The sequence below is a fragment of the Halovulum sp. GXIMD14793 genome (genome assembly GCF_054457435.1).
In genome coordinates this window covers 1-12,731 of record NZ_JBTLNE010000007.1, presented here as the reverse complement: position 1 = coordinate 12,731, position 12,731 = coordinate 1, and the positions used below count along the sequence as shown (strand labels likewise).

Annotated in this window: 11 protein-coding genes, 1 tRNA gene and 1 pseudogene; 8 read left to right on the top strand and 5 right to left on the bottom strand. The window is 60.1% G+C overall.

The features are described 5' to 3' along the window. The first annotated feature begins 40 nt into the window (after positions 1 to 40). Positions 41 to 1,222 (top strand): acetyl-CoA C-acyltransferase, encoded by a 1,182-nt coding sequence (locus ACW9UQ_RS02580; protein ID WP_458929430.1) that lies wholly within the window; start codon positions 41 to 43, stop codon positions 1,220 to 1,222. Positions 1,223 to 1,436: 214 nt separating this feature from the next. Here the strand turns inward: ACW9UQ_RS02580 and ACW9UQ_RS02575 are convergent, their stop codons facing one another. Further along, positions 1,437 to 1,838, bottom strand: coding sequence for a YgaP family membrane protein (locus ACW9UQ_RS02575; protein ID WP_458929429.1), 402 nt, complete (start codon positions 1,836 to 1,838; stop codon positions 1,437 to 1,439). A gap of 140 nt (positions 1,839 to 1,978) precedes the next feature. Between ACW9UQ_RS02575 and ACW9UQ_RS02570 the strand changes: the two genes are divergently transcribed. Next, entirely contained in the window at positions 1,979 to 2,329 is a 351-nt protein-coding gene (locus tag ACW9UQ_RS02570) for a RidA family protein (protein WP_458929428.1), read from the top strand. 43 nt (positions 2,330 to 2,372) lie between these two features. Here the strand turns inward: ACW9UQ_RS02570 and putA are convergent, their stop codons facing one another. Further along, the gene (gene putA, locus ACW9UQ_RS02565; protein ID WP_458929427.1) at positions 2,373 to 5,807 is read right to left on the bottom strand and encodes a bifunctional proline dehydrogenase/L-glutamate gamma-semialdehyde dehydrogenase PutA; all 3,435 of its coding nucleotides are present in this window, start codon (positions 5,805 to 5,807) and stop codon (positions 2,373 to 2,375) included. 114 nt (positions 5,808 to 5,921) lie between these two features. On the opposite strand from putA, the gene ACW9UQ_RS02560 reads away from it, so the two are divergent. After that, positions 5,922 to 6,392: an Lrp/AsnC family transcriptional regulator gene (locus ACW9UQ_RS02560; RefSeq protein WP_458929426.1), complete on the top strand. Its 471-nt coding sequence runs from the start codon at positions 5,922 to 5,924 to the stop codon at positions 6,390 to 6,392. Positions 6,393 to 6,459: 67 nt separating this feature from the next. Next, the gene (locus ACW9UQ_RS02555) at positions 6,460 to 7,482 is read left to right on the top strand and encodes a histone deacetylase family protein (protein ID WP_458929425.1); all 1,023 of its coding nucleotides are present in this window, start codon (positions 6,460 to 6,462) and stop codon (positions 7,480 to 7,482) included. Between the two features lies 1 nt (position 7,483). Here the strand turns inward: ACW9UQ_RS02555 and ACW9UQ_RS02550 are convergent, their stop codons facing one another. Continuing rightward, positions 7,484 to 8,119 (bottom strand): TetR/AcrR family transcriptional regulator, encoded by a 636-nt coding sequence (locus ACW9UQ_RS02550; protein WP_458929424.1) that lies wholly within the window; start codon positions 8,117 to 8,119, stop codon positions 7,484 to 7,486. Positions 8,120 to 8,190: 71 nt separating this feature from the next. On the opposite strand from ACW9UQ_RS02550, the gene ACW9UQ_RS02545 reads away from it, so the two are divergent. From ACW9UQ_RS02545 to ACW9UQ_RS02530, 4 genes are read left to right on the top strand one after another with little or no spacing between them, the layout of a single operon-like run. Then, positions 8,191 to 8,649, top strand: coding sequence for a (2Fe-2S)-binding protein (locus ACW9UQ_RS02545; protein WP_458929423.1), 459 nt, complete (start codon positions 8,191 to 8,193; stop codon positions 8,647 to 8,649). Between the two features lie 3 nt (positions 8,650 to 8,652). Beyond that, on the top strand, positions 8,653 to 10,893 hold the full coding sequence (locus ACW9UQ_RS02540; protein WP_458929422.1) for a xanthine dehydrogenase family protein molybdopterin-binding subunit: 2,241 nt from the start codon (positions 8,653 to 8,655) through the stop codon (positions 10,891 to 10,893). Between the two features lie 8 nt (positions 10,894 to 10,901). Further along, positions 10,902 to 11,114 (top strand): hypothetical protein, encoded by a 213-nt coding sequence (locus ACW9UQ_RS02535; protein ID WP_458929421.1) that lies wholly within the window; start codon positions 10,902 to 10,904, stop codon positions 11,112 to 11,114. Between the two features lie 14 nt (positions 11,115 to 11,128). Beyond that, entirely contained in the window at positions 11,129 to 11,482 is a 354-nt protein-coding gene (locus ACW9UQ_RS02530; protein ID WP_458929420.1) for a hypothetical protein, read from the top strand. 344 nt (positions 11,483 to 11,826) lie between these two features. Here ACW9UQ_RS02530 and ACW9UQ_RS02525 read toward each other — a convergent pair. Both ACW9UQ_RS02525 and ACW9UQ_RS02520 read right to left on the bottom strand, forming a co-directional pair. Continuing rightward, a pseudogene (locus tag ACW9UQ_RS02525) lies at positions 11,827 to 11,961 on the bottom strand (IS481 family transposase); the annotation flags it as partial. Between the two features lie 366 nt (positions 11,962 to 12,327). Next, positions 12,328 to 12,401, bottom strand: a tRNA-Cys gene (locus ACW9UQ_RS02520). Positions 12,402 to 12,731: the final 330 nt, after the last annotated feature.

Here is a 12,731-nt window from a genome sequence, read left to right as displayed (position 1 = left end):
CGGTATAGATCAATCGCAACATCATGCAGAGGGGAAAACCATGACAGATCCAGTCGTCATCGTCGGTGCCGCACGTACAGCCATGGGTGGCTTTCAGGGAGAGCTTTCGGGCGCAACTGCGGCAGAGCTGGGCGGCGTTGCCATCAAGGCCGCGCTGGATCGGGGCGGGATCAGTGCGGAGGCCGTGGATGAGGTTCTGATGGGCTGCGTTCTGCCTGCAGGGCAAGGTCAGGCACCCGCGCGGCAGGCGGGGTTTGCCGCCGGTCTGTCCGAGGGGGTTCCGGCCACAACTCTGAACAAAATGTGCGGCTCTGGCATGAAGGCGGTGATGATGGCGCATGATCAGCTGGCCACGGGGAATGGCGAGGTTGTGGTGGCCGGCGGCATGGAAAGCATGACCAATGCGCCGTATCTGCTGCCCAAAATGCGCGGCGGCGCGCGGCTGGGCCATGGGCAGGTTGTGGACCATATGTTCCTGGACGGGCTGGAGGATGCCTATGACAAGGGCCGTCTGATGGGTACATTCGCCGAGGATTGCGCCGAGAAATTCCAGTTCACGCGTGAGGCGCAGGATGGCTATGCGATCACCTCACTGGAGCGGGCGCAATCGGCCCAAAGTTCGGGCGCGCTGGCGGGCGAGATTGCCCCGGTAACCATCACCACCCGCAAGGGTGACGTCACGGTGGCCGAGGATGAACAGCCCCACACTGCGCGCCCCGACAAGATCCCGACGCTGAAACCTGCCTTCCGCAAGGACGGCACGGTGACGGCGGCGAATGCGTCCTCCATTTCGGATGGTGCAGCAGCGCTTGTGCTGACCCGCGAAAGCATCGCAACGGCCAATGGCTGGACCATCCGCGCCCGCATTGCAGGCCATGCCAGCCACGCGCAGGCCCCGGGCTGGTTCACCACCGCCCCCGTGCCTGCAGCAAAGTCCCTACTGCAGCGTTTGGATTGGGAGATCGACAGCGTCGGTCTGTGGGAGGTGAACGAGGCCTTTGCCGTCGTGCCCATGGCCTTTATGGCAGAAACCGGCATCGCGCATGACAAGGTCAATGTGCATGGCGGGGCCTGCGCGCTTGGCCATCCGATCGGGGCGTCAGGCGCGCGGATCATGGTGACCTTGCTGAACGCGATGGAGCAGCGCGATCAGAAACGCGGGGTGGCCGCGATCTGTATCGGCGGCGGCGAAGGCACCGCGATTGCGATAGAGCGGGTGTAAGATTTTAAAGGCAGCGCGCATCGTCCGGGCGCAATCAAGGCGAAATGCCGCCTAAAGCGTTTCGAGTTTACCTTGAGACATCACAAAAAATCGAAACGCGTACACCCTATAGGTTGATCACTGCGTTTCGGGGTAATCCTTTGTCTCAGGTTTATCCCGAAACGCTTTAGCGCCCGGCAGAAGAATGGGGCACCGGAACATCGGTGCCCCCAAATCAACTCTCCTGGCAGGTGCGGATGCCAAGGATCGAATAAAGCGGGCACATCCCCACCAGGCCGGTCAACAACGGCACCAGACCAACCAAGCCCCACATGGTTTTCGGTCCTGTAAAGACCAGCGAAAGCAGGACGATCCGCAACCCACAGTCCAGCATCTCTTCGTTTTTCTGCATGCTAGGCGGCGTAACGTGATTGGACATTAAAGTTGTCCCGGCAAGTATTGCGGAGATCCCATTTGGCAAAGCAAACAATCCGACAAAATATCCAAAGCTGGACGCATGTCCGATTTCCTTGAAGGAAATCGTGCCGGAAGCTTTCAAAGCTTCCGTATCGATCTTGGCAGAGGTATTGTTGTCGTTAACCGGCAGCCCGCCTTGCGAGCGCGGGACAAATATCAAGACAAGTCCACCAAGTTCCCCGACGCGATATCACAGACGTTGACCTGCCGACCTTGCACAGGCACAAGACACTTGCGCTGTCAGGCATACGTTTTCCGTCCTTTCATCCATCCGGTTTTCACACTGATCAGGAGTCTTCCATGACCGAAATCACCCGCAAACATATCGGCCCCCGCATGAGCCAGATCGTTATGCATGGCGACACCATCTATCTCGCCGGTCAGGTCGGTACGGTGGATGCCAGCGTCACCCAACAGACCGAGGAATGTCTGGCCAAGATTGACACCCTGTTGGCCGAGGCAGGCTCGGACAAGACGCGCATTTTGAAGTGTACTATCTGGCTGGCCCATATGGCTGATTTTGAGGCGATGAACGCCGTTTGGGATGCCTGGGTGCCCGAGGGTCACACCCCGGCCCGCGCCTGCGGCGAGGCAAAGCTTGCCACACCCGGCTTTAAGGTTGAATTCATGGTCACTGCCGCCAAAGCCTGACGATCCGGCTGCGTGCGGCCGGAGGGCGGGCGCAGCCAAACGCCTATTGGCTTTCGCCAGCCAGCAGACCGGCATTGCCCCCGGCTGCGGTTGTATCGACGCAGAGATGACGCTCGTGCAGGACATGCGCGGCATCTGGCTGGTCGGTGATCAGTGAGATAATCGGCCCGTCCCGATCCGCCAGTGCCTGGGCATATGCCCGCCCCTGCGCCGGCTCGCCCCACCAGATCACACCGCCAAATTCCGGCAACCCGGCCAGCGCTTCAGGCGGCAGCGCATCCGGCACAGCGAGCCCCTGCCCGCCAAGGTTCGCAACGGCGTCGCATTGTTCGGCGGCCCGCTCGCCCCCCGGGCCAAGGCACAGGATCGGTGGACGCGGGCGGGTTGTCAGGCTGTTCAACTCACCCGTTGGGCCTGGCAGCAGAAGGGTGCTTGTGGCCGTACCGTCTGCCGCATCGCGCAGTTCCTGAGAAATCGCATCTATATCCGCAAGCCCCTCTGCCGTGCCGGTGCGCGGAGCGGCCTTTAAGGCAAAGCGTGCCATATAATGCGGCCCGCCCGCTTTCGGCCCGGTACCTGAAAGGCCCTCGCCGCCAAAGGGTTGGCTGCCGACAATCGCGCCGATCTGGTTGCGGTTGGCGTAGATATTGCCCGCCTGAACCTTATCCGCGACCTCCTGCACGCGATCCTCGATCCGGGTGTGGAGGCCGAAGGTCAGGCCATAACCTGTGGCATTCACCTGCGCGATAACCTGATCCAGCGCTTCGGCGGGGAATGTCGCGACATGCAGGACCGGGCCGAAGACCTCTTGCTTCAGATCCTCGATCCCCGAAACCTTGATCAGAGACGGGGCGACAAAGGTGCCCTGCCCCGGGACATTCAGACTATGCAACAAACGGCCGTCTGCCTTGGCGGCCTCAATATGGGCGGCGATGTCATCGCGCGCCTCGGCGGTGATCACCGGGCCGATATCGGTGGAAATCTCCCACGGGTCGCCGAGGTGAAGTTCGTTCATCGCGCCGATCAGCATTTCCTGAAAGGCAGGGGCGATATCGTCTTGTAGATAGAGGCAGCGCAGAGCGGAGCAGCGCTGACCCGCGGACTGAAACGCCGAAGCAACGATGTCGCGCACCGCCTGTTCCGGCAGTGCGGTGGAATCCACCACCATCGCATTCAACCCGCCGGTTTCCGCGATCAGCGGTGTGCCCGGCGCGCAATTCTGCGCCATTGCCCGCTGGATATGGCGGGCCGTCGCGGTAGAGCCGGTAAACGCAACACCGTTGATCCGGGGATCCGAGGTCAGCGCCGCGCCAACCACATGCCCATGGCCGGGCAGGAACTGCAGCGCGCTGCGCGGAACCCCGGCTTCGTGCAGCTTTGCAACGCCCCAGGCCGCAATCGCTGGTGTGGTTTCGGCCGGTTTGGCCAACACGGCATTCCCCGCTGCCAGCGCCGCAGAAACCTGGCCGGTGAAGATCGCCAGCGGGAAATTCCAAGGCGAGATGCAGGTGAACACCCCGCGTGCCGGGGCGCCCAGCCTTTCGACACCGACTGCATAATAGCGCAGGAAATCCACCGCCTCGCGCAGTTCGGCCACGGCGTCGGCCAGCGTCTTGCCAGCCTCCGCCGCCAACAATGCGAAGAGCGTTCCGAAATCCGCCTCATAGAGGTCAGCCGCCCGGTTCAGGATCGCCGCCCGCTCTGCCGCAGGTACATCCCATGGGGCGGCAGCCCCGAGTGCGGCCTGCAGATCATCAGCGCTGGATTGGGTGACCTGACCAATCTGCTGGCCGGTGGCGGGGTTCAGAATAGCTTCGACCTCTGTGCCACGCAACGGACCGGCCAGGATCGGACTGACCTTCAATTCACCGGGCCGCACACGCGCGGCGTTGATCTGATCGAGAACGGTGCTGTCGCTTAAGTCAAAGCCAATCGAATTGGGCCGTTCAGGCAGGAAGAGCGCGGGGCCGGTTTTGACCGCAGGTTCACCCGGTTGCTGGCCCGCAGCCAAGTCTGCAAAGGGACAGCCCGCGACCTCCTCCGGCGGGACGCTTTCATCGACAATCTGGTTCACGAAGGAGGAGTTCGCCCCGTTCTCCAGCAGCCGCCGCACCAGATAGGCCAGCAGATCACGATGCGCCCCGACCGGAGCATAGATGCGGCAGCGGGTCTTGTGATCCTCATGCACAATCTCGTGCAGGGCCTCGCCCATGCCATGCAGGCGCTGAAACTCGTAATCATTCTTGTTGATGCCCTCGGCCATCTCAAGAATGGCTGCAACCGTATGGGCATTGTGGGTGGCGAACTGCGGATAGATGCGGTCGGTCAGCCCCAGAAGCTTGCGGGCATTGGCGATGTAGCTGACATCGGTGGCCGCCTTGCGGGTGAAGACGGGAAAATCCGTCAGGCCTTCGACCTGGGCAAGCTTGATCTCCGTGTCCCAATAGGCCCCTTTCACCAGACGGACCATGATGCGCCGGTCATAGCGTTCGGCCATCTCGTAAACACCGTCAATGACATCGCCTGCGCGGCGGCCATAGCCCTGCACGACAATGCCAAACCCGTCCCATCCGGCAAAGCCCGGATCAGACAGAACCTGTTCGATCACCTTCAGCGAAAGGCCCAGCCGGTCGGCTTCCTCGGCGTCGACATTCAAGCCCATACCCACCTTTGCCGCCTTGCGGGCCAGCCGCAAAAGAACCGGGGCGAGTTCGGCGATCACACGGTCGGTCTTGGCGACCTCGTATCGGGGGTGCAAGGCGGACAGTTTGACGGAAATGCCCGGATTGGCCGCGATATCACCATGGTTGCAGGCCGCGGCAATGGCCTCGATGGCCTCTTCGTAGGCTTTTGCATAACGCGCGGCGTCTTCTGCGGTCATCGCCGCCTCGCCCAGCATGTCGTAGGAATAGGTGTATCCCTGCCCCTCAAGCTTTTTCGCCCGTGACATGGCGGCGCGGATATCCTGACCCAGCACGAAATGCCGCCCCATCTCGCGCATGGCGCGGCCAACGGCGGTGCGGATCACCGGCTCCCCAAGACGCCGCACCATGCCGCGCAGCCGACCGGCCACACCCGGTTCGGGGTCATGCAGCACCTTGCCGGTCAGCATCAGCCCCCAGGTCGAGGCGTTGACCAGCGGCGAGGAGGACTGGCCGATATGGCTGGACCAGTCGGACGGTGCGATCTTGTCTTCGATCAGCGCATCAATGGTCTGCGCATCAGGCACGCGCAGCAGCGCCTCGGCCAGGCACATAAGGGCGACGCCCTCATCCGTCGACAGACCGTATTCGGCCAGAAAGACCTCCATCATTCCAGGGCGGGATTTGGCACGAATGCGGGTCACCAGATCGGCGGCTTTGGCCACGATGCCATCGCGCACAGACTGATCCAGCCCGGCCTGTTCGATCAGCGCGGACAGCAATGCAGCCTCATCACAACGCTTGTTGCGGTCCCATCTGCGGTCAAGGTCGATCATGGCGTGCCTCCTGAAAGATGGCCTATAATACCAGATCGATGGCAGTCAGATTGACTAGACACAGTCATCTGATAGGTAAATCGACTAATATTTTGCCTTTGAAAGCTCGAAATTATGTCTGATGCGCCGAATCTGGATAAAATCGACCGTGCTATTTTGAATGTCGTCGCGCATGATGGGCGCATCTCGATGACAGATCTGGCCATCAAGGTTGGCCTGTCAAAAACCCCCGTCACGGCGCGCGTGAAACGGCTGGAGGCAGAGGGGGTGATCACCGGCTACCGGGCGGAATTCTCGGCCCTGAAACTTGGGCTGGATCATGTTGCCTTTGTCGAGCTGCGCCTGTCAGACACCCGCGAACATGCCTTGCAGGCGTTCAACAGCGCTGTGCGCCAGATCCCGGAGGTGGAGGAATGCCATATGATCGCCGGGGGCTTTGATTATCTGGTCAAGGTCCGCACCCGCGACATTGCGGGCTATCGCCATGTGCTGAGTGAGCAATTGTCACGCCTGCCGCATGTCGCCTCGACCTCTACCTATGTTTCGATGGAAAGCGTGCGGGACCGCGGGGTGCAGCCGCTTTGATCTTTGGCAGGCGGGCCGTTGCGGATATCTGCCGGATTGTGCGATACAGGCCTATCAGGGGGTGTTGATGAAAGCCTATTTTGATGACCGCCAGTGGAATCATGACCCCAAGCACTTCATGGCCAACGGCACCCTGTCCCCGAACCCCGAGCAACCGCGCCGGATTGATGTTCTGCATGGCGGTGCGGTGGCGGCGGGCTGCAGCTTTGATACGCCCGCTGATGCGGGTCTGGGGCCGATTGCCGCTGTGCATTCCCCGGAATATCTGACCTTTCTGCAGACCATCCACACCCGCTGGCAGCGGACCGAGGGCGCCGGGCCCGAGGTGATCCCCAACATCCATCCGGCCAATCGCAGTGACAGCTATCCCAAATCCGCTGTCGGGCAGGCAGGCTATCATCAGGCCGACACCGCCTGCCCCATCGCTGCGGGCACATGGGAGGCCGCCTATTGGTCCGCGCAGACCGCCATCGCCGGGGTGGATTGTGTTATCGGGGGTGCCCGCGCTGCCTATGCGCTGTGCCGTCCGCCGGGGCACCATGCGTTCGGCGACATGGCGGGTGGCTTTTGCTTTCTGAACAATTCCGCCATCGCGGCGGAGCGCATCCGGGCGGCGGGCCAGCGGGTTGCCATTCTTGATGTCGATGTGCATCATGGCAATGGCACGCAAGGCATATTCTATGACCGCGACGATGTGCTGACGGTTTCCATCCACGCAGACCCGGCGCGGTTCTACCCGTTCTTCTGGGGCCATGCAGAGGAACGCGGCGCGGGGCGCGGACGCGGTTATAACCTGAACCTGCCACTGCCCCGCAGCACAGAGGATGCCACCTATCTGGAGGCTTTGACCACCGCGCTGACCCGCATCCGCAATCATGGGACAGATATCCTTGTCGTCGCCCTGGGCCTTGATGCGGCCATAGACGACCCGTTCAAGGGTTTTGCCGTGACCAAGGATGGCTTTGCCCGGATCGGGTCAGCCATCGCCAAGGCAGGCCTGCCGACATTATATGTGCAGGAGGGCGGTTATCTGTCTGACAGCCTTGGGGAAAACCTGACGCGCGTCTTGCAGGGGGCGCAGGCTACCTGAGCTATTTTGACGGGGGCGCTTCGGCAATCAGGGTCTCGATCTGGGCGACCACCGCCGTTGTAAGCAAGGCCAGTTGCGCCTCAAGCATGGTTGTATTCTCGGCCACTTGTTTCAGGCCCTTTGCCGCCAGCACGAAAAACTCCGCATAGGCATGCAGCCCTGCGGCATTGGTCCCGGTCAGTTCCTGCAGTCTGGCTGAGGTTGCCTGAACGTATTGGTCCTGCACCCGGGTCAGTGCTTCTTTACTGCGGTCAGACATAGCGCTGAACAGATCCTCTGCATCGGGCATTTTCCGGATCATCTCGAACTGGGTCACGATGATCTGCTGGCAAAACATCTCCAGCACATCGCGGGCGGTTTTCGCGGCCTGCCAAAGCGGGGCAATCGCGTCCAGCGACTCTTGCCCCAGGGTTTCGATGGCAGCGGCAAGGATCTCTTCCTTGCTGGAATAGCGGGCGTAAAGCGTTTGGCGTGACAGACCGGCAGTTGTCGCGATATCCCCCATTGTGGTGCGGCGGAACCCGTATCTTGTAAAGGTCTCGACAGCCGCCTGGACCAGCATTCTTTCTTTTTCGGACATACGCGTCAGTTCTTCCAACTCAGTTCCAGTGAAAATCATCTTGACAAAATTCGTCATTTCGTCAAGTAATTTTCAAAAGCGAACTTAACCCACCAAGCGCATCGGAAACGCCGCCAGGGGAGGCCAGTATGAAGCTTACTGTCAACGGTAACGAATACGAGGTCGATGCCGCACCTGTTATGCCCCTGCTTTGGGTCTTGCGGGATGAACTGGGGATCACCGGGCCGAAATACGGATGCGGCGTGGCGCAATGCGGGGCCTGTACCGTTCATGTGGGCGGGATGGCGGTGCGCGCCTGTCAATTGCCGCTGGGCGATCTTGAGGGCGAAGTGACCACCATCGAGGGGCTGGGCAGCCCGGATGCCGCGCATGCCGTTCAGCAGGCCTGGCTGGAAAATCAGGTCGCGCAGTGTGGCTATTGTCAGGCGGGCCAGATCATGCAAGCCGCCGCCCTGCTGTACACAAATCCCGAACCATCGGACCAGGAGATCGACGACGCCATGTCCGGCAATCTGTGCCGCTGCGGCACCTATCCGCGCATCCGCGCCGCTATCCATGCCGCCGCCGCCAAGCTGAAGGAGGCCTGATCCATGGGACGTGTTGGAACCATCGCCCGCCGCACATTTCTGGTTGGATCCGCCGCCATCGCAGGCGGCGTCGCCTTTGGCGTCTATCGCGCGCATGCCACGCTTCCCAATCCGTTGAAAGATCAACTCGCCAAAGGCGAAGCCACCTTTAACCCCTGGGTTCTGGTCGACAGCGACAAGGTCACCGTCATCGCAACCCACGCCGACAAGGGACAAGGTGTTTGGACCGCACAGGCCGCTCTGATCTGCGAGGAACTGGATATTGATCTGGATCAGGTCGAGGTGTCTTTCGGCATTCCCGCCGCTGCCTATTACAACACGGCCATGGCCGCCGAAATGGTGCCCTTTGCGACCTATGATGACGGGCGTCTGGCGCGGTCCATGCGCAGCTTTGCCTCGGGCGCGATCAAAGCGATCTTTCCGATCATGGGCACAGGCGGATCCTCAGCCATGCCGGACAGTTTTGACAAGCTGCGTCAGGCCGGGGCGGTTGCCCGAGAAACTCTGAAAGCGGCTGCTGCCCGGGTCAAGGGCGTTGAGGTCAGCCAGCTGAAAACCGCAAAAGGGGCGGTGCTGCTGCCGGACGGGTCTAAGATTAAGTATACCGAACTGGCCGCCGCCGCGTCCGGGATGGAGCCAGTCACCGAGGTCACCCTGCGTGATCCGAAAGACTGGCGCTTGCTGGGCAAACCATTCAACCGCCTTGATATGGCCGGAAAGGTCACCGGCACGCTGGAGTACGGCATCGATGTCCAGAAAGACGACATGGTCTTTGCCGCCGTCAAAGTGAACCCGCGTCAGGGCGGGGTGATGAATGGCTATGACCCCTCTGCAGCGCAGGACATGCAAGGGGTGCAAAAGATCGTTGAGGTGACAAATGGCGTTGCCGTCATAGCCACCAACACCTGGTATGCGTTTCAGGCGCTGGAGGCGATCGATTTCGATTGGGGCCCTGCCCCCTACCCGGCCGAGCAAGCCGGTCACTGGCAGGCATTGTCCGATGCCTTCACGGAGGACAAACTGAATGCCGCCCCGCGCAATGAGGGCGATGTGGAGGCAGCTGAAGGGCAGTTGATCGAGGCGGAATACCGCAGCCCCTACGTGGCCCACGCCCCGCTGGAACCGCTGAACGCGACCATTCTTGTCACCGATGACCGGGTCGATATCTGGACCGGCCATCAGGTCCAGATGATGGTCGAAAGCATCGTCGCAGGGATCACTGGGCATGACACAGACGCCGTGCATCTGCACAATATGTTCATCGGTGGCAGCTTTGGCCATCGGCTGGAGTTTGAGCATATCAAACAAGCCGCCGAGATCGCGATGCAGATGAAGGGCACGCCGGTAAAACTGACCTATTCCCGCGAAGAGGATTTCGCCCATGATTTCCCGCGCCAAATCACGATGGGGCGCGGAAAGGCGAAAGTGGCGGATGGCAAGGTCGTCTCTGTCGATCTGCAACTGGCGGCACCGTCTGTCATGGCCTCGCAGATGTCGCGCATGGGGATCAACGTGGCGATGGCGGATTCCCAGTTGCATGCCGGGGCCTGGGACCAGCCGTATTTTGATCTGCCAAACCTGCGGGTGCGATCCTACAATGCTGGCGATCTTGCGCCTGTGTCGTCCTGGCGGTCGGTCGGCGCAGCCCCCAACGGCTTTATCTTTGACAGCCTGCTGGACGAGGCGATCCATGCCGCCGGGGCCGACCCGCTGGAGGAACGCCTGCGTCTGATGGGCCATGATGTCAGCCGCAAGGTTCTGGAAACCGTGGGCGAGATGTCCTCCTGGGGCAGTACGCTTGCCCCCGGCAAAGCGCACGGCGTGGGCTATGTGATGAGTTTTGGCGTCCCCACAGCCGAAGTGGTCGAGATAACCAACACGGATGCCGGTATTCGGATCGACAAGGTCTGGGTCGCCTGCGATGTGGGCCGGGTAGTCGATCCCAGGAACTTCGAAAACCTTGTGCAGGGCGGCGTGGTGTTTGGCCTGGGGCATGCGATCAATTCCGAGATCACGTATTCCGACGGCATGGCCGATCAGGCGAACTACTATGACGCCGAAGGGATGCGCCTGTATCAATGCCCCGAGATTTTCGTCAAAGGGCTGGAAAACGCCGACAAGATCCGTGGGATTGGCGAACCTCCGGTCCCGCCTGCGGCCCCTGCCCTGGCCAACGCAATATTCGCGGCCACCGGTCAGCGGCTGCGTGAGATGCCGTTCGGCAAGTTCATCGACTTTGTATGAGGGACGTGATGAGGCGTTTATTTTTTGCCGCCGTCCTGATCGGGGCACCGGGTCTTGCTGAAACCACGGTCGAGATCGATCCGCCTGCCGAGGGTAGTGCCAGCGCTGGACATGGGCTCGACGCCTGGGCGCGCATCGATAGATGCGCCTCGCAGCTGCAAAGCCATGTCAACGATGTTCTGACCTGGGGCGTCGCAGGCATGCCCTGCCCTCAGGATTAAGGAAAGGCCACAGGATGTTCGATTTCACAAAACCTTTCGGAAACGCATCACTGGTCTTGCTGGTTTCCGCAGCGCTTCATCTAGCGGTGATCGCTGTCAGCCTGGGCGGATATCTTTTGCCGATGATCATCGGCGCACTCCTCTGGCTGACCTGCGCTTCCCTGCTGCAACTGGGCAACCGATGGCTTGCCGGTCTGGTGTTCTTGATTGCGATATTTGCGGCAGCAACGGTGCCACTGGCCTATGCCATGTCGGAGACCGGGCTGATATCAATGCTGTTCTTCGTCATCGTGTTATCTAACGCAGCTGCAGCACTGGCCTTGTTTGCGGCCCTCTGGACGTCTGGCACTGTCGCACAAGAACGCTGACCATCGCTCCGTGTGACTTACCTGAGGTAAAACCATGTGCCGACTAGGTTTCTCAGGGCGCGAAACACTCTAGGATGATCTCTGAGGAAGCGGCGGGCGGCACTCAATATTTTGGTGTTGGTGCTTCGCACATCGCGCGCTTGTGTCAAGAATTGACGGGTGATCTGTCGTCGTAGCGCCCGGATTGCGCCCTCTACCCTATGTCCAGACCGTCGTTTCACCTCTGCTGTATTGGCAGGGAAACCGCCTGCGCCAAGATGCCTCATTTTTGCTTGATACATGTTTAATTTGCATGATTACCTCAATGCATTCATAAATGATATGGATGACCGTTCTGTGGAAGTCACTGCGCTAGAGACCTTTGTTGCCGTTGCCGAGGTGGGTTCCATCACCGGCGCGGCGGGTCGTTTGCCCAGTTCTTCGGCCAGGTTCAGCAGGCCGGTTTTGTGTTTGATGATCTTGTCGGTAGAATTCAACATTGTGGTTCCCTCGTTTGATGGTTTGGTTCGCACCACCATCAAAACGGACAACCATCATCTCACTCAAGAGATGCGCCGTCCCCATTCCAGCTCGCTGGGAAGGGGGCGGTGTCAGATCACATCGAGACTAATTCAACTCAATGCTGGGGCAACACTCGCCCAGATCGCAAACTGCATGGGTTGGTCTGTCCGGTACGCAGCAAACGTGATCGAGTACTACCCGACCGTTTCGCCCGATGAATCAGAGCTGGTTTTGGCTAAGCTCAATGCCGCTAAGACGCTGGAAAATATTCATGAAATGTAAACGCAACTGTAAACGCCTCGTCGGGGCACAACATGGGGGTGAGCTAAGTGCTTGATTTTAAATGGAGGCGAGTAGGAGAATCGAACTCCTCTACACGGATTTGCAATCCGCTGCGTAACCACTCCGCCAACTCGCCCTTGTGGTTAAAAGCCCAACATCAATAGTACTAATGTCGCGCGTCATCAACCACCACCAGAGACACAAAGTCCGATGTTGTCGACAACATTTATCGACACGGCTTATCGCCGGTTCCTATATACTTGTCCAGTCGTTTCCTTTCAGCTCATTACTGCTGGCATCCGATTGGAAGTGAACCGAATTGGAACTGTCGGAACAGATGACGTATTTCAACTAGGGTCTGCTGACGTTCACCGTGTTTGAATGATTGCCGCTGCAATCGAGATGAAGGCTTTGAAGCTCTGGTCTGTCTTGCATGAACGCATCGCTATCCCTCTGTTTTCCTTCA